The following is a 19,142-nucleotide window of genomic DNA, read 5'->3' as shown; positions in this document are numbered from 1 at the left end:
GAGTCGACAGATGCTACAACCTAAACGTACTAAGTTCCGTAAGGTTCAGACAGGTCGTAACCGTGGTCTAGCTAAAGGTACTGATGTAAGCTTCGGCGAATTCGGTCTTAAAGCTGTTGGCCGTGGTCGTCTAACTGCTCGTCAAATTGAAGCGGCACGTCGTGCAATGACACGTCACGTTAAGCGTCAAGGTAAAATCTGGATCCGTGTGTTCCCAGACAAACCAATCACAGAAAAACCACTTGAAGTTCGTCAAGGTAAGGGTAAAGGTAACGTTGAGTACTGGGTAGCCCAAATCCAACCTGGTAAGGTTATGTACGAAATGGGTGGTGTACCTGAAGAATTGGCTCGTGAAGCGTTCCGCCTAGCGGCTCGTAAACTGCCATTCAAAACTACATTTGTAACTAAGCAGGTGATGTGATGAAAGCACAAGATCTACGCGAGAAAAGCGTTGAAGAGCTTAACGCTGAGCTATTGAATTTGCTACGCGAACAGTTCAACTTGCGCATGCAAGCTGCAACTGGTCAGCTACAGCAAACTCATACTCTGAAAGCTGTACGCCGTGATATCGCACGTGTGAAAACTGTTTTGACTGAGAAGGCAGGCGCATAATGAGCGAAGTAAAACGTACTCAACAAGGTCGTGTTGTTAGCGACAAGATGGACAAGTCTATCGTAGTTGCTATCGAGCGCATGGTTAAACACCCAATTTACGGTAAATTCGTAAAGCGCACGACTAAAGTACACGCACATGACGAGAACAACGAGTGTGGCCTAGGCGACACAGTTGAAATCGCTGAGTGTCGTCCACTGTCTAAGACTAAGTCTTGGACATTGGTAAAAGTCCTAGAAAAAGCGAAGATCTAATCTTCTCTATTCTATGATTAAAAACGGCTCCAAAAATAATTTTTGGAGCCGTTTATTTTTTGACTACCCAATCTGAAAAAAGGGTGGTACAATTCGCGTCCCTTTTAAAGAGGCAGCCCGACCCGAGAGGGTCTAGTTTTTTTATTATTTAGCGGAGCACTAACATGATCCAAATGCAAAGTATGCTGGACGCAGCTGATAACTCAGGCGCACGCAGCGTAATGTGTATTAAGGTTCTGGGTGGCTCTCACCGCCGTTATGCACATATCGGTGACGTTATCAAAGTTACTGTTAAGGAAGCAATTCCTCGCGGTAAAGTTAAAAAAGGTGACGTTCTGAAGGCGGTGGTAGTGCGCACCCGTAAAGGCGTACGTCGTCCTGACGGTTCTGTCATTCGCTTCGACCGAAATGCTTGTGTATTGTTGAACGACAACACTGAGCAACCAATCGGTACACGTATCTTTGGTCCTGTGACACGCGAACTTCGTGGCGATAAGTTCATGAAGATCGTTTCACTGGCTCCAGAAGTTCTGTAAGGAGCACGTAGAAATGGCAGCTAAAATCCGTCGTAATGACGAAGTAATCGTTCTTGCTGGTAAAGACAAAGGCAAGAAAGGTAAAGTAACTAAGGTCCTAGCAACTGGTAAAGTTATCGTTGAAGGTATCAACCTTGTTAAGAAACACCAGAAACCTGTTCCTGCACTAGGTATCCAAGGCGGTATCGTAGAGCAAGAAGCAGCTATCGATGTTTCTAACGTGGCGATCTTTAACGCAGCTACTGGTAAAGCTGACCGTATCGGTTTCCGTTTTGAAGATGGTAAGAAAGTTCGTTTCTTTAAGTCTAACAACGAAATCGTTTCTAACTAATAGAAGTAATTTGGAGTTCTACTATGGCGAAACTGCATGATTACTACAAGTCGTCTGTAGTCGCTGAACTGACCAAACAGTTTAGCTACACAAGCGTCATGCAAGTCCCTAGAATCGAGAAAATCACCCTAAACATGGGTGTTGGTGAAGCAATCAACGATAAGAAACTGCTAGAAAACGCAGCTGCTGATATGGCAACGATCTCTGGTCAAAAGCCACTTATCACTAAAGCTCGTAAATCTGTTGCAGGTTTCAAAATCCGTGAAGGCTACCCTATCGGTTGTAAAGTAACCTTGCGTGGCGAACGTATGTGGGATTTTCTTGAGCGTTTGATTAACATCGCTCTTCCACGAGTACGTGACTTCCGTGGTGTTAGCGCTAAGTCTTTTGACGGTCGCGGTAACTACAGCATGGGCGTTCGCGAGCAAATCATCTTCCCGGAAATCGACTTTGATAAAGTTGATCGAGTACGCGGTCTAGACATCACTATTACGACGTCTGCTGGTACTGATGAGGAAGGCCGTGCTCTGCTGGCTGCCTTTAACTTCCCATTCCGTAAGTAAGGTGAAGGGTTACTGTTATGGCTAAAAATTCAATGAAAGCACGTGAAGCAAAGCGTGCGAAGCTAGTAGCTAAGTTCGCTGAAAAGCGTGCAGCGCTAAAAGCTATCATCAGCGATGTAAACGCATCTGAAGAAGATCGTTGGAATGCGGTTCTTACACTGCAATCTCTTCCACGTGATTCAAGTGCATCACGTCAGCGCAACCGTTGTAACCAAACTGGTCGTCCACACGGTTACCTACGTAAGTTCGGTCTAAGCCGTATTAAGGTTCGTGAAGCTTGCATGAAAGGCGAGATTCCGGGTCTTCGTAAGGCTAGCTGGTAATTGCCACTTAATCATTTGGAGTAAATCATATGAGCATGCAAGATCCGATTTCGGATATGCTGACCCGTGTTCGTAACGGTCAGGCAGCAAACAAAGTTGCTGTTAAAATGCCTTCTTCAAAGCTTAAAGTTGCAATTGCTGCACTACTAAAAGCTGAAGGTTACATCGTTGACTTCGCTGTTGAAGGCGAAGCAAAACCTGAGCTAGAAGTTACACTTAAGTACTTCCAAGCTAAACCAGTAATCGAGCAACTTAAACGTGTTTCTCGTCCAGGTCTACGCGTTTACAAGAAGAAAGATGATCTTCCTTCTGTAATGGGTGGTCTTGGTATTGCTATCGTTTCTACTTCCAAGGGTCTTATGTCAGACCGCGCTGCACGTAAAGCAGGTCTTGGTGGTGAAATCATCTGCTACGTAGCTTAATAGGAGTAGAATATGTCTCGTGTTGCTAAAGCACCTGTCGCTATTCCAGCTGGCGTAGAGGTGAAACTAAACGGCCAAGAAATCACTGTAAAAGGTGCTAAGGGCGAACTATCACGCGTTCTTAACAGCGCTGTGGTTATCGCTCAGGAAGAAAACAACCTAACCTTCGGTCCTAAAGAAGGTGCTGCTAACGCATGGGCACAAGCTGGTACAGCTCGCGCTCTAGTTAACAACATGGTTGTTGGTGTTACTGAAGGCTTTACTAAGAAGCTAACTCTTAAAGGTGTTGGTTACCGTGCTGCTATCAAAGGCAACGCTGTAGGTCTAACACTAGGCTTCTCTCACCCAGTTGAGCACGAGTTGCCAGCGGGTATTAAAGCTGAATGTCCAAGCCAAACTGAAATCATCATCACTGGTTGTGATAAGCAACTAGTTGGTCAAGTTGCGGCTGACATTCGTTCTTACCGTCAACCTGAGCCTTACAAAGGTAAAGGTGTTCGTTACGCAGATGAAAATGTGCGTACTAAAGAAGCTAAGAAGAAGTAAGGTAACACTATGGATAAGAAAGCATCTCGCATCCGTCGTGCTACACGCGCACGTCGTAAGATTGCAGAACTGGGTGCGACTCGCCTAGTTGTACACCGTACTCCTCGTCACGTGTACGCACAGGTTATCGCGGCTAATGGCTCTGAGGTTATCGCAGCAGCTTCTACTGTAGAAAAAGCGATCCGTGAGCAAGTGAAATACACTGGTAACGTTGATGCAGCTAAAGCAGTAGGTAAAGCTGTTGCTGAGCGCGCTCTTGAAAAAGGCGTAACTGCAGTTGCATTTGATCGTTCTGGTTTCCAATACCACGGTCGAGTAGCGGCGCTAGCAGAATCTGCTCGCGAAGCTGGTCTGAAATTCTAAGGTAGGGTTGGAAGATGGCTAAAGAACAACAAGTTCAAGCGAATGATTTGCAAGAAAAGCTAATCGCAGTTAACCGTGTTTCTAAAACGGTTAAAGGCGGTCGAATCATGAGCTTCACTGCACTAACAGTAGTTGGTGACGGTAACGGTCGTGTAGGTTTCGGTTACGGCAAAGCTCGTGAAGTACCTGCAGCGATTCAAAAAGCAATGGAAAAAGCGCGTCGTAACATGACTACTATCGCGCTAAACGAAGGCACTCTTCACCACCCAGTGAAAGGTCGCCATTCGGGCTCTAAAGTTTACATGCAGCCTGCTGCAGAAGGTACTGGTGTTATCGCAGGTGGTGCGATGCGTGCAGTACTAGAAGTTGCTGGCGTACACAACGTACTATCTAAAGCATACGGTTCTACGAACCCTATCAACATCGTTCGTGCAACGATCGATGCACTAGGTAGCATGAAGTCGCCAGAAATGGTTGCTGCTAAACGTGGTCTAACTGTTGAAGCTATTTCGGAGTAAGAACACCATGGCAACTATTAAAGTAACTCAAACTAAAAGCTCAATTGGCCGCCTACCAAAGCATAAAGCTACTTTGCGTGGTCTAGGTCTTCGTAAAATCAACCACACAGTAGAACTTGAAGATACTCCGTGCGTACGCGGTATGATCAACAAGGTTTACTACATGGTTAAAGTTGAGGAGTAATCAGAAATGCGTTTGAATACTCTTGCACCGGCTGCTGGCTCTAAGCATGCTCCTAAGCGTGTAGGTCGTGGTATCGGTTCTGGCCTAGGTAAAACTGGTGGCCGTGGTCACAAAGGTCAAAAATCACGTTCTGGCGGTAAAGTTCGTCCAGGTTTCGAAGGCGGTCAGATGCCTCTGAAACAACGTCTACCAAAATTCGGTTTCACTTCTCGTAAGAGCCTAGTGTCTGCTGAAGTTCGTCTAGGTGAACTAGCGAAAGTTTCTGGTGACGTGGTTGATCTAAACAGCCTTAAAGCTGCTAACATCATCACTAAGAACATCGAATTCGTAAAAGTTGTTCTATCTGGTGAAATCGATAAAGCAGTGACTGTTAAAGGTCTACGTGTGACTAAAGGCGCTAAAGCTGCAATCGAAGCTGCAGGCGGTAAAATCGAGGAATAATCTCGAGGAACGAGGTACAGATGGCTAAGAAACCAGGACAAGATTTTCGTAGTGCTCAGAGCGGCTTAAGTGAACTAAAGTCGCGCTTGTTATTCGTAATTGGTGCACTTTTAGTATTCCGAGCCGGCTCATTTGTGCCGATTCCTGGTATTGACGCTGCTGTACTTGCCGATTTGTTCGAACAGCAAAAAGGTACCATCGTTGAAATGTTTAACATGTTCTCCGGTGGTGCTCTTGAGCGTGCATCTATATTAGCATTGGGCATCATGCCGTATATTTCGGCATCTATTGTTGTCCAATTGCTAACTGTAGTTCATCCAGCGTTAGCGGAACTCAAGAAAGAGGGTGAAGCAGGCCGTCGTAAGATCAGCCAATATACACGCTACGGCACGCTTGTACTTGCAACATTCCAAGCTATTGGTATTGCAACTGGCTTACCAAACATGGTCGACAATCTGGTTGTAATGAACCAAACCATGTTTACGCTAATTGCTACCGTAAGTTTAGTAACCGGTACCATGTTCCTAATGTGGTTAGGTGAACAAATTACAGAGCGAGGAATCGGTAATGGTATTTCCATTCTGATTTTTGCAGGTATTGTTGCTGGATTGCCTTCTGCAATCGGTCAAACAATCGAGCAAGCGCGTCAAGGTGAATTGCATGTACTTCTTCTGCTGTTAATCGCGGTATTAGCTTTCGCAGTAATTTACTTCGTTGTTTTCATGGAACGTGGTCAACGCCGAATCGTCGTTAACTACGCTAAGCGTCAACAAGGTCGTAAAGTATTTGCTGCACAAAGCTCGCATCTGCCACTTAAAATTAATATGGCAGGTGTTATTCCAGCGATTTTTGCATCAAGTATTATCCTGTTCCCAGGAACACTGGCTCAGTGGTTTGGTCAGAACGGTGAGAGCAGCGCGTTCGGTTGGTTAACTGACGTGTCTTTGGCTCTTAGCCCAGGTCAGCCTCTGTATGTAATGCTTTATGCAGCAGCGATTATCTTCTTCTGTTTCTTTTACACGGCGTTGGTTTTCAACCCGCGTGAAACAGCGGATAACTTGAAGAAGTCCGGTGCATTCGTACCCGGTATCCGCCCAGGTGAGCAGACAGCGAAGTACATCGATAAAGTAATGACACGTTTAACCCTTGCGGGCGCACTGTACATTACCTTTATCTGTCTGATTCCCGAGTTCATGATGGTCGCGTGGAACGTACGTTTCTACTTCGGCGGTACATCACTACTTATCGTAGTTGTTGTTATCATGGACTTTATGGCACAGGTACAGACTCATCTGATGTCTCAACAGTATGATTCTGTGTTGAAGAAAGCGAATCTGAAAGGCTACGGTCGTTAATACGGCGGTAGACTCAGTTTCAATTACGGAGTTTAGCAATGAAAGTTCGTGCTTCCGTTAAAAAAATCTGCCGTAACTGTAAAGTAATCAAGCGTAACGGTGTCGTTCGCGTGATTTGCAGTGAGCCAAAGCACAAACAGCGCCAAGGCTAATTAGCAGAAATTTTTACTTGAAAACGAAGGTTAGGTCGAGTATATTCCTCGGCCTACCTTTTGCGTGCAAAAGAAGTAGTACTCCGCAGCGTATCCATAACGGGCTTTGCTGCGGCTAATTCTTTTATAGAAACACTTAGGAGTGAATAATGGCCCGTATAGCAGGCATTAACATTCCTGATCAAAAACATGCTGTGATTGCACTTACGTCAATCTACGGCATCGGTAAAACTCGCTCTCAAGCTATCCTAGCTGAAGTGGGTATTGCTGAAGATGTTAAGATCAGTGAACTAACTGAAGAGCAGATCGATCAACTGCGTGATGGTGTAGCTAAGTACACTGTAGAAGGTGATCTACGTCGTGAAGTATCTATGAACATCAAGCGTCTTATGGACCTTGGCTGTTACCGTGGTCTTCGTCATCGTCGCAGTCTACCACTACGTGGACAGCGTACTAAAACCAATGCTCGCACCCGTAAGGGTCCGCGTAAGCCGATCAAGAAATAATCGGGAAGGTAGAGTACAATGGCTAAACAACCAACTCGCGCTCGTAAGCGCGTACGCAAGCAAGTTGCAGATGGCGTTGCGCACATCCATGCTTCTTTCAATAACACAATCGTAACCATTACTGACCGTCAAGGTAATGCTCTAGCTTGGGCTACTGCAGGTGGTTCTGGTTTCCGTGGTTCTCGTAAGTCTACTCCGTTCGCTGCACAGGTTGCTGCTGAGCGTTGTGCTGAAATGGCTAAAGAATACGGTCTAAAGAACTTGGAAGTTATGGTTAAGGGTCCAGGTCCAGGTCGTGAATCTACTGTTCGCGCACTGAACGCTGCTGGTTTCCGCATCACAAACATCGTTGATGCTACACCAATCCCTCATAACGGTTGTCGTCCACCTAAGAAACGTCGCGTATAACGTTTTTTAGATTACTGGAGAAAGATCATGGCAAGATATTTGGGTCCTAAGCTGAAGCTTAGCCGTCGTGAAGGCACTGACTTATTCCTTAAGTCTGGTGTTCGCGCGATCGATACCAAGTGTAAAATTGATAACGCACCAGGTGTACACGGCGCTCGTCGCGGTCGTCTATCTGAGTATGGCGTTCAGCTTCGTGAGAAGCAAAAAGTTCGTCGTATGTACGGCGTTCTAGAAAAACAATTCCGTAACTACTACAAAGAAGCTGCACGTCTTAAAGGCAACACAGGTGAGAACCTGCTTCAGCTTCTTGAAGGTCGTCTTGATAACGTAGTTTACCGCATGGGCTTTGGCGCAACTCGCGCAGAAGCACGTCAGCTAGTTAGCCACAAAGCTATCCTAGTTAACGGTAAAGTTGTAAACGTTCCTTCTTTCAAAGTAGCGGCTAATGACGTTGTTTCTATCCGCGAGAAAGCTAAACAGCAAGCTCGTATCAAAGCAGCTCTAGAAGTTGCTGAACAACGTGAAAAACCAACTTGGATTGAAGTAGATGGTGGCAAGATGGAAGGTACATTCAAGCGTATGCCTGAGCGTTCTGATCTATCAGCTGACATCAACGAACAATTGATCGTCGAGCTTTACTCTAAGTAAGGTTTAAACTAAAGAGAGGACACAATGCAGGGTTCTGTAACAGAATTTCTTAAGCCACGTCTAGTTGACATCGAACAAATCAGCTCGACTCACGCAAAAGTAACTCTTGAGCCATTAGAGCGTGGCTTTGGTCATACTCTGGGTAATGCACTTCGCCGCATCCTTCTATCTTCTATGCCAGGTTGTGCTGTAACAGAAGTAGAAATTGAAGGCGTACTTCATGAGTACAGCACGAAAGAAGGCGTTCAAGAAGATATTCTTGAGATTCTTCTAAACCTTAAAGGTTTGGCTGTGCGCGTTGCCGAAGGCAAAGATGAAGTGTTCATTACTTTGAACAAATCAGGCTCGGGCCCTGTGGTTGCAGGTGACATCACCCATGATGGTGATGTAGAGATCGCTAACCCTGAACACGTAATTTGTCACCTAACGGATGACAACGCTGAGATCGCAATGCGTATCAAAGTTGAACGTGGTCGTGGTTATGTTCCAGCTTCTGCGCGTATCCATAACGAAGAAGACGAGCGTCCAATCGGTCGCCTACTAGTAGATGCTACTTACAGCCCTGTAGACAAAATTGCCTACGCTGTAGAAGCCGCTCGTGTAGAACAGCGCACCGATCTAGACAAGCTTGTTATCGATATGGAAACAAACGGTACTCTAGAACCTGAGGAAGCAATCCGTCGTGCAGCTACTATCCTAGCTGAGCAATTGGATGCGTTCGTAGATCTTCGTGATGTACGTGTACCTGAGGAGAAGGAAGAGAAGCCAGAATTCGATCCGATCCTACTGCGTCCTGTAGACGATCTTGAACTAACAGTTCGCTCTGCTAACTGTCTGAAAGCAGAAGCGATTCACTACATCGGTGATCTAGTACAACGTACTGAGGTTGAGCTACTTAAAACGCCTAACCTTGGTAAAAAATCTCTTACTGAGATTAAAGACGTACTTGCGTCACGTGGTCTGTCTCTGGGCATGCGCCTAGAAAACTGGCCACCTGCATCAATCGCTGAAGATTAATCGATACTAGTTAGAAGGATTAGGTCATGCGCCATCGTAAGAGTGGTCGTCAACTCAACCGCAACAGCTCACATCGTAAAGCGATGTTCAGCAACATGGCTAGCTCTCTAGTACGTCATGAAGTTATCAAGACTACTTTGCCAAAAGCAAAAGAGCTACGTCGCGTAGTTGAGCCTTTGATTACACTAGCTAAGACTGACAGTGTTGCTAACCGTCGTCTAGCATTTGCACGTACTCGTGATAACGAAGTAGTTGCAAAACTGTTTAACGAACTAGGTCCACGTTTTGCTGCTCGTCAGGGCGGTTACACTCGTATCCTAAAAGCTGGCTTCCGTGCTGGTGATAAAGCTCCAATGGCTTACATTGAGCTTGTAGATCGCCCAGCTGCTGAAGAAGCTGCTGAGTAATCTCAGTTCGTAAGAACAAAAAAAGCCGAGCATTAGCTCGGCTTTTTTTGTGCCTGTTGTATTTGAAAGGGAAAACACATTCAGTTTTCCGTCTCCCCTCTCAAAGCTAATCTTCGATAATCGAATGTTGAGCCTTAATTTATGTTTAGGCGAAACGTCTAGCTGCCTGAGCCCCACAATCCGCTTAACGAATTCAGCAAGCCTTCACTTGCGCCTTGGTCACCTAGATAACCAAGTATCACCGGCGCAAACTGACTGATCATCGATGGGTCTAGTCCTAATTTATCAAAAGTACTTTGTACTGCACTTAAACTTTCAATATTACCTAATAAGCTTTGCGCACCATCTAGACTCGACATGCCTGGAATTAGTGATTTCAGCTCGCTGCTGTTTTGGTCTGATAACTGACTTTGTGCAAGTGCTAACAAGGCACCCGTACCACCTGCTGCTTGCTCGGTTGACACGGGCAATTGGCTAGTGAGTAAATCGGTGAGCGGAGATGATTCCGCCTTCATGCCTTGGCTGACCATGTCCATTAGACCTTCTTGGCTTTCTTTATCAGTTACAGCATCAAGAAAAGCGTGGGCTGTACCAATGCTCATTGAAAGCAGCGCTAAGGTGAGGAGTGTTTTACGCATAATACCTCCGTGTGGCTTGCGATTATTATTGTTTATTCACTACTTAAGATAACAGAGACATTAAGGTTGTTGAGCTTAAGCCTGTTTATTTTAGACAAAAAAAGCGGCGCTAGTGAGCGCCGCTTCGAATTTGTATTGAGGAGAGTCTCAATTACAGGATGTCTAGTAGTTCTACTTCGAATACTAGAGCAGCAAATGGAGGGATAGCAGCACCTGCGCCACGCTCACCGTATGCTAGATCTTGTGGGATGTATAGCTTCCACTTAGAACCAACAGGCATTAGTTGAAGAGCTTCAACCCAACCTTTGATTACGCCAGTTACTGGGAACTCAGCAGGTTGACCGCGAGATACAGAGCTGTCGAATACAGTGCCGTCAGTTAGCTCACCGTGGTAGTGAACACGTACTTGAGATGCTGCAGTTGGGATTTCACCAGTACCTTCAGTGATGATTTCGTACTGAAGACCAGATTCAAGAACGTTTACTTCTGGACGTAGAGCGTTGTCTTTTAGGAACGCTTCGCCGTCAGCCGCTGCAGCTTTAGCTGCTTCTTGACGAACTGCTTCTGCACGAGTGTGTAGCTCTTGCAGTGCGTTGTTGATTTCGTCGATTTCGATAGAAGGCATGTCACCAGTTAGTGCCGTTGCAATACCAGCAGCGATAGCGTCAACGCTAAGACCTTCTAGACCAGAACCAGCAAGTTGCTGACCCATTTGCAGACCAATACCGTAGCTTGCTTTTTGTTCTGCAGTTTCAAATTTAATTTCAGACATGAATGTCGCTCTTATTAGGAGTGATAAAGGCACAGGATATCAGGTTCGAGGCTAGGTTTAAATGATTGCGCTCGAATGTCTCTATGAGGAGTAGAGGGTGTGACTTATCTCTTACTCCAAGTGAAATTTCTGCTAATTTACGCCAAATTACATTTTACTTTGGTGAAAAACATATACTCTCCGCGTTGGTATTTTTATACTGACATCAGAAGTATTAAGGGACTCATCAGAATGAATCGTCGCAGAAAGAAAAAGCAGCAAGTCGACCATGTCGAATTGATGAAACAAAAGTTCGCTGCTATCGATTGGAAGCAGCCATTCAATAAAGAGAAGTGGCAGGAAAGATTACAGCCTGTGACTCAGTTTTGGCATCGTCTTCCAAAACTACATCAACGTGCACTGATGGTATTGGTACCAGTGGTGTTGGTGCTTTTGATCATCCCAGTACCAAAAGATACAGAAGTACTGCTTGAAGACACTCAAGTAGAGAATCAACGTGTTGCGATTCAGTTGAACGCGCAAAGCTTAAGTGAGCAGCGCTCTGCACAAAACTCAGAGCCTAAGTCTGAGCAGTGGAAAGAATACACGGTGAAGAATGGCGATACCTTGGCTCAAGTATTCCGCAGTAACCAACTACCGATGGCAGACTTAAACGCCCTAGTTAAAATTGAAGGTAGCGACAAGCCTTTGAGTCGAATTAAGCAAGGTCAATTGGTACGCTTTAAGCTTGCTGACGATGGCAAATTAGATATGCTTCAGCTAGAGAAAAGTGGTGAGTCGGTGATGTTCTTCCGTCTATCTGATGGCACATTTGGTCGCAATAAATAACGTTAAATAACCATTATTCTTAAGGCGCGATGATCCGCGCCTTTTTTATGGCTGTTGATCTGTTAACGTCTAATTTGTTTTCCTGCGAGTGGTTTTCTTTTATTCCATGGTAAGAGCGGTAATACGATCATTATTATCCCGATAGCAGTCAGCCAATCTGGAATTTCATCAAACCACCATATCCCAAAGAGCGTGACAAACACTAAGCCTGAGTATTCAGCTAAGGCTATCTCTCCCGCCGGCGCTTTTTGATAAGCCAATACTGCCAAACCGTTATAACTTAAGATGCAAACCGCACTCGCAACAACCAATGCCAGTTCTTGCCACGTTATAGGTTGCCAGTAAAACCCAGCCAGTACTGCAGAGATTGGTAACGAGAACAGCGTAGTCCACCAAAGTGTGGTAACGACAGATTGTTCGCTCGGTAGTTTTCTAACCAATATATTGAACATCGCCAGTGTGGTCGCCGTGCCGAGTGCAAATAGTGCTGCCCAATGAAAGTGATCCGGCCGTAATACCACTAAGACACCAAGGAACCCGAAGCAAGTTAGTAGAATTTTGCTCAGAGGTGGGTGCTCGTTAAGAAACAATATCGATAGTGGTAGCATTAGAATAGGGGCGGCGTAAAAAACCGCGTTGGCAGTTGCCAGAGGGAGGTGAGTCACCGCAACCATCATACAACCACTGCCAATCAATATCAGGTGCGCACGTAAAATCGTTATAGGCGCTTGCTTCAGGCTACGGTTATCCGGTTTTTGCTTGAGGTAAAAAGGTAAGATGAGCAGCAGTGAAGCCAGTTGGCGAACAAACATATATTGGAACGGGCTAATACCACCTTCAATCAGTTTAACGGCGACATCGGAGAGTGATGCCGCCAAATTTCCGATCACCAGTAAGAATAGTGCCAGGTGGTGAGGCGACATTTAGCTTACTCGGCGCATATCGACATGAGGGATGCCATCTTCAAGGTAGCTTTCAGAAATGACTTCAAAGCCATGGCTCGCATAGAAAGCCATCAGGTGTTCTTGTGCTCCGATATCGATCGTTTGGCCTGTCCAAAACTGTTGGCAATGTTGTAAAGCTTGCTCAAGCAGTTCATGCCCAAGACCACCACCGCGAGCGCTTTGTTTGGTTACCACACGACCGATGCTCACATTGTCGTAAGTGGTTCCAGCAGGCAATAATCGTGCGCAGGCAATCAGCTCATCGCCTTGATAGCCCAATAGGTGATACACGCCTTCTAGCGTATCTTTGCCGTCTAGCTCTGGATATGGACAGGTTTGTTCCACCACAAATACATCAACGCGCAGGCGCAGCATCTCGTAGAGTTGTGTTGTTGTCAGTTGAGAGAAAGGTAGGGCAGTCCAGTTGATCATTTCCAATATCCATTAATAAGCGAATGCAGCTGACTTTACGTCGTTTTCTGCTATTACTCATTAACAATGGTTAATTTTCACTGGTCTTCGTGAGAAATCTGGCGATAATGTGCCCTCTTTTTCATCCCACCTGAGGATATTTCCCTGTGAGCAAACAAACTTTTGACCAAGTAGGGCTTACTCCAGCGCTACTAGAGACGCTTGAATCATTGAACTATACCCATATGACGCCAATTCAAGCGTTGAGCTTACCTGCGATTTTGAATCAGCGTGATGTGATTGGTCAGGGTAAAACCGGCTCAGGTAAAACAGCAGCGTTTGGTCTTGGCGTACTATCCAACTTGAACGTAAAGCGCTTTCGCGTGCAATCTTTGGTGCTTTGTCCGACGCGTGAACTGGCTGATCAGGTGGCAAAAGAAATTCGTACTTTGGGCCGTAGTATTCACAACATTAAAGTACTGACATTGTGTGGTGGTATGCCAATGGGACCGCAAATCGGTTCACTAGAACATGGCGCTCACATTCTTGTTGGTACGCCAGGTCGTATCCTTGATCACCTAGAGAAAGGTCGCATTAACTTAGAAGAGCTAAACACACTAGTTCTGGATGAAGCGGACCGTATGCTAGATATGGGCTTCCAAGATGCACTCGATGCGATCATTGAAGCTGCACCAAAGCAGCGTCAAACTTTACTATTTAGTGCAACGTTCCCTGAAAAGATCGAACAGATTGCTCAACGTATTATGCAATCGCCAGAGATGATCAAAGTAGAATCCACTCACGATACGTCGAGCATTGCGCAGTACTTTTACAACGTAGAAGGTTCAGAAGCACGAGATGAAGCTCTGGCTAACCTACTACTGACACATCAACCAGAATCGGCTGTGGTGTTCTGTAATACGAAGAAAGAAGTACAGAATGTAGCAGATGAACTGCATCACAAAGGATTCAGTGTTATCGATCTTCATGGTGATCTAGAGCAACGCGAACGTGATCAAGCCTTGGTTCAGTTTGCTAACAAGAGTGTGTCAATCCTTGTTGCAACAGATGTGGCGGCACGCGGTTTGGACGTTGACAACCTAGATGCGGTATTTAACTTCGAATTGTCTCGAGACCCAGAGGTCCACGTTCACCGTATTGGTCGTACCGGTCGTGCTGGCAGCAAAGGCTTAGCATTTAGCTTCTTTGGTGAAAAAGACGGCCTACGTGTGGCTCGTATCGAAGAGTATTTAGATATGGACGTAGTACCGGCAACACTGCCAGCGAAATCAAATCAGCAGCCATATCAAGCGAAGATGGTGACGATTAACATTGATGGCGGTAAGAAGCAGAAAGTGCGCGCAGGCGACATTCTGGGTTGCTTAACGGGTAAAAATGGCATCACAGGCACGCAAGTGGGTAAGATTCACCTGTTCCCAATGCGTGCTTATGTTGCGGTAGAAAAGTCAGTGGCGAAGAAAGCGCTACAAACTATCAGTAACGGCAAGATGAAAGGTCGTCAGTTCCGTGCCCGTTTATTGAAGTAATATCAGCAATACAGCAAAAAACGGCTAACGATTTAGCCGTTTTTTTGTTTTTGTACACCGCTATAGCTTTAAGCCTTCCATAACAGCTGCAGGTAGCTGCTGTTTGAAGTCGTCGATCAGTGCGACTTTATCTTCTGATAGTTCGAGCAGTTCGCCACGAAGGTGGAACATGCAGGCGCTAAATTTCTCATTAAAGTTTGGCAGCATTGAGGTCACGCCTGACGAAGCCGCTTGAAGTGCAACGAGCGTCGGCTCAATCACTTGGCTCTGGTAGGTCTCATCTTCCATGATAACTGCCGGAGAGTAGCCTTGGATTTCTTCCATTACGGGTTCTACGTGTGTCGTTATGAGTGTTGCTGCTTTATTGTTTGCGGCATCACCAGCGGCGGCTTTCAGTTTTCCAAACATAATCTTTTCCCTTAACTCATGATGAAACACTCGCCCACAATGTGAGGCGAGTGATATGAAATTTGGCTATGCAGGGTGTGGTATATCCTTATGCATATCCAGATGGGATTTGAGATTTTTGCTTATACTTCAAACAAATAGCGTTAATTAATAATAAGAGTGTGACTACTGAAAGTGATTGTTTTTTGTCAATATTATTTTAGTTTTACTTTTCGTGATGCTGCTTCAAACGGGTTTTTATTCGACTTAAACTGATCGCGGTAATCCCCAAGTAAGCGGCAATCTGGCTATCGGTAATACGCTGTTCTAAGTCTGGGTAATACTGACAAAATAGTTGGTAACGCTCTTCTGGTGAGTAGAGCAACATAAAGCGTTCTTTGTTTTCTTTATGCATTAATTGCGCTTCGAGCAGCTTTAAGTAGATAGGATGCTTTTCTTCACGCCATTGGTGTAGTACTTCAATCGGCAAGCAAAACAGATGACAAGGTGTCAGCGTTTCTAATAAGTACGGCGAGGGCTGATTCTTAATAAGCCCTTCAAAGCCAATCACCCAATCCTTTTCCCAGTAGAACTCTTTACTGAACTCCTTCCCTTTATCGGTCAGATAACTGGCATGGCATAAACCTTCTAACACAAAGTAGATGTGCGAGCTGGATTCACCTTGATGATTGAGAATATGGCGTGTCGGCAACTCTAGCTGTTGCCCATGTTCAATTAGCTGATTCGCTTCATCTTCGAGGAAGCCATGATTGATTAAGTCAGAAAAAAGATCGCTGTGCATGTGATAACTCAGAAACGGTTTTTCTCATTCTAACGGTTTTTACTGACAACAAAAAAGCGGCTCATGAGAGCCGCTTGAAATCATTGCCAAACTTGTCTTACTTATTCAGGTCAATTTGGTAAATCGCGAAACCAACTTCGTCAGTTGCGACACGTTTCATCGGGTACTGTCCTTTCTCTTTGATGAACTGCGCAGCTTTATCACTTGGTGAGGTTTCAAAACGAACATCAAGTTTGTTATCCGATTTGATTGGTGCGAAAGACCAGTTGTTATCCGCGCTTGGTGTCACTTCGCCTTGTTCTTTGCTGATGCGAGAGATGTAAGCGGCAACTACTGAGCGGTTCTCATCTGGAGCATCAAACGCGATGAAGTCCGGACCAGTACCTGGGAAGGTTGCGCTGTAAGCACGGTAGTTGTTAGTAGCGATGATGAAGTCTTGTTTTGGATCAACTGGCTTACCGTTGTAAGTCAGGTTCACGATGCGCTGTGAATCTGGGTTGATCACTTTACAATCCGCATCGTACTTCGGTGGTTGAGTAACATCGATTTGGTAGTTCACACCATCAATCACGTCGAAATTGTAAGTACGGAAGCTATCCCAGTTGATCAAAGACTGAGGTTTGGTGCTGTTAACATCAATATGATTGAACTGACCTGCACTACACTCTAGCCATTCATGAACTTCTTTGCCCTTAACCTTCATCGCGACAAGCGTATTCGGGTATAGGTAAAGGTCTGCGGCATTACGGAAAGTCAGCTGACCTGATTCTACTTCGGTGAAACCATTTGGATCGTCTTTACGTCCGCCCACTTTAAATGGTGCAGCAGCGCTTAATACTGGAATGCCTTCAAGATCTGGGTCGCCTTGGATAAAGCGTTCCACGTAATCTTTCTGCGCTAGGTTTACGATTTGAATCGTTGGATCATCTTGTACAAGCGCTAGGAAGCTGTACATCACGTCATTTGCTTTGCCAATTGGTTGGTTGACGAACTCACGTGTGCCTTTATGGTCATCAACAAGCGCATCCACGATGCCTTTATCAGCTTCGGCCAAAGACTTCTTATTTGCTTTATCGAAGATAGGGCGCGCTTCAGATTGACCTTCAACCACTTGCCACTTGCCGTCTTTTTCTTTCAGCATTAAGTCCATTACGCCAACGTGGCTACCCCAACGCCCCGGCATCACTGCGGTTACACCATTAATTGTACCTTTTGCGTTGTCGACACCTTGCAGCTTGGCAAAGTCTTTACCCGGGAAAACAGCGTGAGAGTGACCAAATGCAATCGCATCAATACCTTCAACTTCTGTGAGGTAGTAAACCGAGTTTTCAGCGCCGAGCTTGTATGGATCAGTGGAAATGCCCGAGTGTGGAATCGCCACAATCACGTCTGCGCCTTCTTTCTTCATCTGAGGAACCAGCTTCTTCGCAGTCTCAGTGATGTCTTCAGCGAAGACTTTTCCTTCTAGATTCTTCTTATCCCATACCATGATTTGTGGCGGGACGAAGCCGATGTAACCCACTTTGATTTCGTGGCTTTGACCATCAGTGTCTTTGAACGTGTGCGTTTTAATTAGATAAGGTTTGAAGTAGTGCTCGCCTGTCTTCTTGTCGAAAACGTTAGCACTAACATAAGGGAAGTTCGCACCGTCGAGAGAGTTTTTCAGGAACTCAAGGCCGTAGTTGAATTCGTGGTTACCAATGTTACCCACATCGTAATCCAACTGGTTCATCGCTTTGTATACCGGGTGGATTTCGCCAGCGTTAATCCCTTTCGCTGCCATGTAATCGCCCATCGGGCTGCCTTGAATCAAGTCGCCATTGTCGACCAAAACACTGTTCACTGCTTCTTCACGAGCTTGCTTAACCAGTGTCGCCGCACGGCTAAGACCGATTTGCTGAGAAGGCTGATCTTTGTAGTAGTCGTAATCCATCACATTGGTGTGAATGTCGGTGGTTTCGATAATACGTAGCTTGATGGTGTCCGCCATCGCTGGGCCAGCAAGCGTCAACATACCGCTTAAAACTGCGACGGATACGGGATTAACTGCCATTTTCATGAGGTGCTCCAATTAAATGGGAAGAGGGGTCGTACAGCGTAATGTAACAAATATTAGTGCAAGCTCAGGCCAAGATGCAGAAAACTGTGAACATTAGGCAATTAAATGCGGAGGAAAGTGTCAAAGTGATGCCTTTTTCACCATTTTGAATGAGACCTAACAAAAGCTTCTTAGCAGTTTTTTGAATAAAAAATGAAATTTTAGAATTTCCGGTAATATAAACCCACCGCCATAATGCCATCCATAACGATATCAATGGATGATGAGCAAGCACATGGCAGTTAACGATTCAGTAACGAATTTCCCAATCAACAAGCCTCGGCTGGTTTCGGATAACCAAGCTGCCGATCTTCCACGTTTCAGCAAGCAGTCCCTTCAACCGGGGGAAGTCGCCCTTGTTGGTGCTGGTCCGGGTGACCCTGAGCTATTAACGCTGAAAGCACTCAACTGCCTACAACAAGCTGACGTCGTGCTTTACGACTACCTAGTGGCTGACGAGATCATGGCGTTAATCCCAAGCGAAACCATTTTGGTGTGCGTGGGTAAACGTGCCGGGCACCACAGTGTACCGCAAGAGAAGACCAACCAATTGCTGGTGGACTTTGCTAAGCAAGGTTACAAAGTGGTGCGTATTAAAGGTGGCGATCCATTTGTGTTTGGCCGCGGTGGTGAAGAACTGGAAGTTTTGGCTGATGCTGGTGTGCGTTTCCAAGTGGTTCCGGGTATCACAGCTGCTGCGGGGGCGACCGCTTATGCAGGTATCCCGCTGACGCACCGAGATTACGCGCAGTCAGCACTGTTTGTTACGGGTCATCTGAAAGAAGAAAGTGACGACATGGACTGGTCGACGCTCGCGCGTGGGAATCAGACTTTAGTGATCTACATGGGACTGATGAAATCACACTATATTCAGAATCAGCTCATCAAACATGGTAGGGCAGCCTCAACCCCTATCGCCATCATCGAGCGCGGTACGCAAATCCAGCAAAAAGTTTTCACCGGAGAACTTTCTCAACTATCTGAATTATCTAAAGAAGCTCAAGCTCCGTCTTTGATTGTTGTCGGCGAAGTTGTGCGTCTGTCTCAAAAGTTGGACTGGTTTTTGTCTAGTACTGAATTCAACAAAAGTGCTATTGCCAGCTCCATATAATTTCAGACCAAAGATTAG

At 45.6% G+C, this 19,142-nt stretch carries 30 protein-coding genes; 23 read left to right on the top strand and 7 right to left on the bottom strand.

Features of this window, described 5'->3' with window-relative positions; genetic code table 11:
• The first annotated feature begins 10 nt into the window (after positions 1–10).
• The 20 genes from rplP (at position 11) to rplQ (ending at position 9,586) form a co-directional block, all read left to right on the top strand.
• Complete coding sequence (rplP, locus tag A9237_RS06900; protein ID WP_005379577.1) at positions 11–421, top strand: 50S ribosomal protein L16; 411 nt, start codon at positions 11–13, stop codon at positions 419–421.
• Positions 421–612, top strand: a complete 192-nt coding sequence (gene rpmC, locus A9237_RS06895) for a 50S ribosomal protein L29 (RefSeq protein WP_004410456.1) — start codon at positions 421–423, stop codon at positions 610–612. Before rplP ends, rpmC begins: the two co-directional genes overlap by 1 nt.
• On the top strand, positions 612–866 hold the full coding sequence (gene rpsQ / locus A9237_RS06890) for a 30S ribosomal protein S17 (RefSeq protein WP_005435082.1): 255 nt from the start codon (positions 612–614) through the stop codon (positions 864–866). The genes rpmC and rpsQ overlap by 1 nt, the downstream gene beginning before the upstream one ends.
• A 164-nt stretch (positions 867–1,030) precedes the next feature.
• Entirely contained in the window at positions 1,031–1,402 is a 372-nt protein-coding gene (rplN, locus tag A9237_RS06885) for a 50S ribosomal protein L14 (RefSeq protein ID WP_004410450.1), read from the top strand.
• A 13-nt stretch (positions 1,403–1,415) separates the two neighbouring features.
• A complete protein-coding gene (gene rplX, locus A9237_RS06880; RefSeq protein WP_005435084.1) occupies positions 1,416–1,733 on the top strand; it encodes a 50S ribosomal protein L24 in 318 nt (105 codons plus the stop codon).
• Between the two features lie 23 nt (positions 1,734–1,756).
• Positions 1,757–2,296 carry a 50S ribosomal protein L5 gene (rplE, locus tag A9237_RS06875; protein ID WP_004745887.1) on the top strand — a complete coding sequence of 180 codons (540 nt, stop codon included), beginning with the start codon at positions 1,757–1,759 and terminating at the stop codon, positions 2,294–2,296.
• A gap of 17 nt (positions 2,297–2,313) precedes the next feature.
• Entirely contained in the window at positions 2,314–2,619 is a 306-nt protein-coding gene (gene rpsN / locus A9237_RS06870) for a 30S ribosomal protein S14 (protein WP_004410442.1), read from the top strand.
• Between the two features lie 29 nt (positions 2,620–2,648).
• A complete protein-coding gene (rpsH, locus tag A9237_RS06865) occupies positions 2,649–3,041 on the top strand; it encodes a 30S ribosomal protein S8 (RefSeq protein ID WP_009707834.1) in 393 nt (130 codons plus the stop codon).
• 12 nt (positions 3,042–3,053) lie between these two features.
• On the top strand, positions 3,054–3,587 hold the full coding sequence (gene rplF, locus A9237_RS06860; RefSeq protein ID WP_005435087.1) for a 50S ribosomal protein L6: 534 nt from the start codon (positions 3,054–3,056) through the stop codon (positions 3,585–3,587).
• Between the two features lie 9 nt (positions 3,588–3,596).
• The gene (gene rplR, locus A9237_RS06855) at positions 3,597–3,950 is read left to right on the top strand and encodes a 50S ribosomal protein L18 (RefSeq protein WP_005435088.1); all 354 of its coding nucleotides are present in this window, start codon (positions 3,597–3,599) and stop codon (positions 3,948–3,950) included.
• 14 nt (positions 3,951–3,964) lie between these two features.
• Positions 3,965–4,468, top strand: coding sequence for a 30S ribosomal protein S5 (gene rpsE, locus A9237_RS06850; protein ID WP_005435090.1), 504 nt, complete (start codon positions 3,965–3,967; stop codon positions 4,466–4,468).
• A gap of 7 nt (positions 4,469–4,475) precedes the next feature.
• Positions 4,476–4,652 carry a 50S ribosomal protein L30 gene (gene rpmD / locus A9237_RS06845; RefSeq protein WP_000201159.1) on the top strand — a complete coding sequence of 59 codons (177 nt, stop codon included), beginning with the start codon at positions 4,476–4,478 and terminating at the stop codon, positions 4,650–4,652.
• Positions 4,653–4,658: 6 nt separating this feature from the next.
• Complete coding sequence (gene rplO, locus A9237_RS06840) at positions 4,659–5,093, top strand: 50S ribosomal protein L15 (protein ID WP_005435092.1); 435 nt, start codon at positions 4,659–4,661, stop codon at positions 5,091–5,093.
• A gap of 20 nt (positions 5,094–5,113) precedes the next feature.
• Entirely contained in the window at positions 5,114–6,448 is a 1,335-nt protein-coding gene (gene secY / locus A9237_RS06835) for a preprotein translocase subunit SecY (RefSeq protein ID WP_005435093.1), read from the top strand.
• Between the two features lie 38 nt (positions 6,449–6,486).
• Complete coding sequence (gene rpmJ / locus A9237_RS06830; protein ID WP_000868186.1) at positions 6,487–6,600, top strand: 50S ribosomal protein L36; 114 nt, start codon at positions 6,487–6,489, stop codon at positions 6,598–6,600.
• 149 nt (positions 6,601–6,749) lie between these two features.
• Positions 6,750–7,106: a 30S ribosomal protein S13 gene (rpsM, locus tag A9237_RS06825; RefSeq protein WP_005435100.1), complete on the top strand. Its 357-nt coding sequence runs from the start codon at positions 6,750–6,752 to the stop codon at positions 7,104–7,106.
• Between the two features lie 18 nt (positions 7,107–7,124).
• Positions 7,125–7,514 carry a 30S ribosomal protein S11 gene (gene rpsK / locus A9237_RS06820; protein WP_001118870.1) on the top strand — a complete coding sequence of 130 codons (390 nt, stop codon included), beginning with the start codon at positions 7,125–7,127 and terminating at the stop codon, positions 7,512–7,514.
• A gap of 27 nt (positions 7,515–7,541) precedes the next feature.
• Positions 7,542–8,162, top strand: coding sequence for a 30S ribosomal protein S4 (gene rpsD / locus A9237_RS06815; protein WP_005383146.1), 621 nt, complete (start codon positions 7,542–7,544; stop codon positions 8,160–8,162).
• A 24-nt stretch (positions 8,163–8,186) separates the two neighbouring features.
• Positions 8,187–9,179 (top strand): DNA-directed RNA polymerase subunit alpha, encoded by a 993-nt coding sequence (locus tag A9237_RS06810; RefSeq protein WP_005383143.1) that lies wholly within the window; start codon positions 8,187–8,189, stop codon positions 9,177–9,179.
• A 26-nt stretch (positions 9,180–9,205) separates the two neighbouring features.
• Complete coding sequence (gene rplQ, locus A9237_RS06805) at positions 9,206–9,586, top strand: 50S ribosomal protein L17 (RefSeq protein ID WP_005383141.1); 381 nt, start codon at positions 9,206–9,208, stop codon at positions 9,584–9,586.
• A 158-nt stretch (positions 9,587–9,744) separates the two neighbouring features.
• Here rplQ and A9237_RS06800 read toward each other — a convergent pair whose 3' ends face one another.
• Both A9237_RS06800 and A9237_RS06795 read right to left on the bottom strand, forming a co-directional pair.
• Positions 9,745–10,224 carry a DUF2780 domain-containing protein gene (locus tag A9237_RS06800; RefSeq protein WP_078607904.1) on the bottom strand — a complete coding sequence of 160 codons (480 nt, stop codon included), beginning with the start codon at positions 10,222–10,224 and terminating at the stop codon, positions 9,745–9,747.
• 151 nt (positions 10,225–10,375) lie between these two features.
• Positions 10,376–10,996: an FKBP-type peptidyl-prolyl cis-trans isomerase gene (locus tag A9237_RS06795; protein WP_005437303.1), complete on the bottom strand. Its 621-nt coding sequence runs from the start codon at positions 10,994–10,996 to the stop codon at positions 10,376–10,378.
• 231 nt (positions 10,997–11,227) lie between these two features.
• Here A9237_RS06795 and A9237_RS06790 point away from each other — a divergent pair, with 231 nt between their 5' ends.
• Positions 11,228–11,824, top strand: coding sequence for a LysM-like peptidoglycan-binding domain-containing protein (locus A9237_RS06790; RefSeq protein WP_033005517.1), 597 nt, complete (start codon positions 11,228–11,230; stop codon positions 11,822–11,824).
• A 62-nt stretch (positions 11,825–11,886) separates the two neighbouring features.
• On the opposite strand, the gene A9237_RS06785 is transcribed toward A9237_RS06790, so the two are convergent.
• Both A9237_RS06785 and A9237_RS06780 read right to left on the bottom strand, forming a co-directional pair.
• Positions 11,887–12,747: a DMT family transporter gene (locus A9237_RS06785; protein WP_020196523.1), complete on the bottom strand. Its 861-nt coding sequence runs from the start codon at positions 12,745–12,747 to the stop codon at positions 11,887–11,889.
• Positions 12,748–13,200 (bottom strand): GNAT family N-acetyltransferase, encoded by a 453-nt coding sequence (locus A9237_RS06780; RefSeq protein ID WP_045415387.1) that lies wholly within the window; start codon positions 13,198–13,200, stop codon positions 12,748–12,750.
• 146 nt (positions 13,201–13,346) lie between these two features.
• Here A9237_RS06780 and dbpA point away from each other — a divergent pair, with 146 nt between their 5' ends.
• A complete protein-coding gene (dbpA, locus tag A9237_RS06775) occupies positions 13,347–14,726 on the top strand; it encodes an ATP-dependent RNA helicase DbpA (RefSeq protein WP_078607903.1) in 1,380 nt (459 codons plus the stop codon).
• A gap of 60 nt (positions 14,727–14,786) precedes the next feature.
• Here the strand turns inward: dbpA and A9237_RS06770 are convergent, their stop codons facing one another.
• From A9237_RS06770 to cpdB, 3 genes are all read right to left on the bottom strand, one after another.
• Positions 14,787–15,134, bottom strand: coding sequence for a hypothetical protein (locus A9237_RS06770; protein ID WP_009707828.1), 348 nt, complete (start codon positions 15,132–15,134; stop codon positions 14,787–14,789).
• Between the two features lie 205 nt (positions 15,135–15,339).
• Positions 15,340–15,915 (bottom strand): Crp/Fnr family transcriptional regulator, encoded by a 576-nt coding sequence (locus A9237_RS06765; protein WP_020196526.1) that lies wholly within the window; start codon positions 15,913–15,915, stop codon positions 15,340–15,342.
• 97 nt (positions 15,916–16,012) lie between these two features.
• Positions 16,013–17,974, bottom strand: a complete 1,962-nt coding sequence (gene cpdB, locus A9237_RS06760; RefSeq protein ID WP_078607902.1) for a 2',3'-cyclic-nucleotide 2'-phosphodiesterase — start codon at positions 17,972–17,974, stop codon at positions 16,013–16,015.
• Positions 17,975–18,248: 274 nt separating this feature from the next.
• On the opposite strand from cpdB, the gene cobA reads away from it, so the two are divergent.
• A complete protein-coding gene (gene cobA / locus A9237_RS06755; RefSeq protein ID WP_167371679.1) occupies positions 18,249–19,124 on the top strand; it encodes a uroporphyrinogen-III C-methyltransferase in 876 nt (291 codons plus the stop codon).
• Positions 19,125–19,142 lie beyond the last annotated feature (18 nt).

The organism is Vibrio owensii, assembly GCF_002021755.1.
Lineage (GTDB): Bacteria > Pseudomonadota > Gammaproteobacteria > Enterobacterales > Vibrionaceae > Vibrio > Vibrio owensii.
Note: the sequence above shows the minus strand (reverse complement) of the source record. Positions and strands in the feature narration are given on the sequence as shown.

What these genes read in the sequence shown, in the direction of transcription:
- rpmC (WP_004410456.1), top strand. Translation starts at nt 421, where the DNA reads ATGAAAGCACAAGATCTACGCGAGAAAAGCGTTGAAGAGCTTAACGCT.
- rpsD (WP_005383146.1), top strand. Translation starts at nt 7,542, where the DNA reads ATGGCAAGATATTTGGGTCCTAAGCTGAAGCTTAGCCGTCGTGAAGGC.
- rplP (WP_005379577.1), top strand. Translation starts at nt 11, where the DNA reads ATGCTACAACCTAAACGTACTAAGTTCCGTAAGGTTCAGACAGGTCGT.
- secY (WP_005435093.1), top strand. Translation starts at nt 5,114, where the DNA reads ATGGCTAAGAAACCAGGACAAGATTTTCGTAGTGCTCAGAGCGGCTTA.
- A9237_RS06780 (WP_045415387.1), bottom strand. Translation starts at nt 13,200, where the DNA reads ATGATCAACTGGACTGCCCTACCTTTCTCTCAACTGACAACAACACAA.
- rplQ (WP_005383141.1), top strand. Translation starts at nt 9,206, where the DNA reads ATGCGCCATCGTAAGAGTGGTCGTCAACTCAACCGCAACAGCTCACAT.
- rplO (WP_005435092.1), top strand. Translation starts at nt 4,659, where the DNA reads ATGCGTTTGAATACTCTTGCACCGGCTGCTGGCTCTAAGCATGCTCCT.
- rplN (WP_004410450.1), top strand. Translation starts at nt 1,031, where the DNA reads ATGATCCAAATGCAAAGTATGCTGGACGCAGCTGATAACTCAGGCGCA.
- rplR (WP_005435088.1), top strand. Translation starts at nt 3,597, where the DNA reads ATGGATAAGAAAGCATCTCGCATCCGTCGTGCTACACGCGCACGTCGT.
- A9237_RS06800 (WP_078607904.1), bottom strand. Translation starts at nt 10,224, where the DNA reads ATGCGTAAAACACTCCTCACCTTAGCGCTGCTTTCAATGAGCATTGGT.
- A9237_RS06810 (WP_005383143.1), top strand. Translation starts at nt 8,187, where the DNA reads ATGCAGGGTTCTGTAACAGAATTTCTTAAGCCACGTCTAGTTGACATC.
- rpsM (WP_005435100.1), top strand. Translation starts at nt 6,750, where the DNA reads ATGGCCCGTATAGCAGGCATTAACATTCCTGATCAAAAACATGCTGTG.
- A9237_RS06795 (WP_005437303.1), bottom strand. Translation starts at nt 10,996, where the DNA reads ATGTCTGAAATTAAATTTGAAACTGCAGAACAAAAAGCAAGCTACGGT.
- rpmJ (WP_000868186.1), top strand. Translation starts at nt 6,487, where the DNA reads ATGAAAGTTCGTGCTTCCGTTAAAAAAATCTGCCGTAACTGTAAAGTA.
- rplF (WP_005435087.1), top strand. Translation starts at nt 3,054, where the DNA reads ATGTCTCGTGTTGCTAAAGCACCTGTCGCTATTCCAGCTGGCGTAGAG.
- rplX (WP_005435084.1), top strand. Translation starts at nt 1,416, where the DNA reads ATGGCAGCTAAAATCCGTCGTAATGACGAAGTAATCGTTCTTGCTGGT.
- rpsQ (WP_005435082.1), top strand. Translation starts at nt 612, where the DNA reads ATGAGCGAAGTAAAACGTACTCAACAAGGTCGTGTTGTTAGCGACAAG.
- A9237_RS06785 (WP_020196523.1), bottom strand. Translation starts at nt 12,747, where the DNA reads ATGTCGCCTCACCACCTGGCACTATTCTTACTGGTGATCGGAAATTTG.
- cpdB (WP_078607902.1), bottom strand. Translation starts at nt 17,974, where the DNA reads ATGAAAATGGCAGTTAATCCCGTATCCGTCGCAGTTTTAAGCGGTATG.
- rpmD (WP_000201159.1), top strand. Translation starts at nt 4,476, where the DNA reads ATGGCAACTATTAAAGTAACTCAAACTAAAAGCTCAATTGGCCGCCTA.
- rpsN (WP_004410442.1), top strand. Translation starts at nt 2,314, where the DNA reads ATGGCTAAAAATTCAATGAAAGCACGTGAAGCAAAGCGTGCGAAGCTA.
- A9237_RS06790 (WP_033005517.1), top strand. Translation starts at nt 11,228, where the DNA reads ATGAATCGTCGCAGAAAGAAAAAGCAGCAAGTCGACCATGTCGAATTG.
- A9237_RS06770 (WP_009707828.1), bottom strand. Translation starts at nt 15,134, where the DNA reads ATGTTTGGAAAACTGAAAGCCGCCGCTGGTGATGCCGCAAACAATAAA.
- rpsE (WP_005435090.1), top strand. Translation starts at nt 3,965, where the DNA reads ATGGCTAAAGAACAACAAGTTCAAGCGAATGATTTGCAAGAAAAGCTA.
- rplE (WP_004745887.1), top strand. Translation starts at nt 1,757, where the DNA reads ATGGCGAAACTGCATGATTACTACAAGTCGTCTGTAGTCGCTGAACTG.
- cobA (WP_167371679.1), top strand. Translation starts at nt 18,249, where the DNA reads ATGGCAGTTAACGATTCAGTAACGAATTTCCCAATCAACAAGCCTCGG.
- A9237_RS06765 (WP_020196526.1), bottom strand. Translation starts at nt 15,915, where the DNA reads ATGCACAGCGATCTTTTTTCTGACTTAATCAATCATGGCTTCCTCGAA.
- rpsK (WP_001118870.1), top strand. Translation starts at nt 7,125, where the DNA reads ATGGCTAAACAACCAACTCGCGCTCGTAAGCGCGTACGCAAGCAAGTT.
- rpsH (WP_009707834.1), top strand. Translation starts at nt 2,649, where the DNA reads ATGAGCATGCAAGATCCGATTTCGGATATGCTGACCCGTGTTCGTAAC.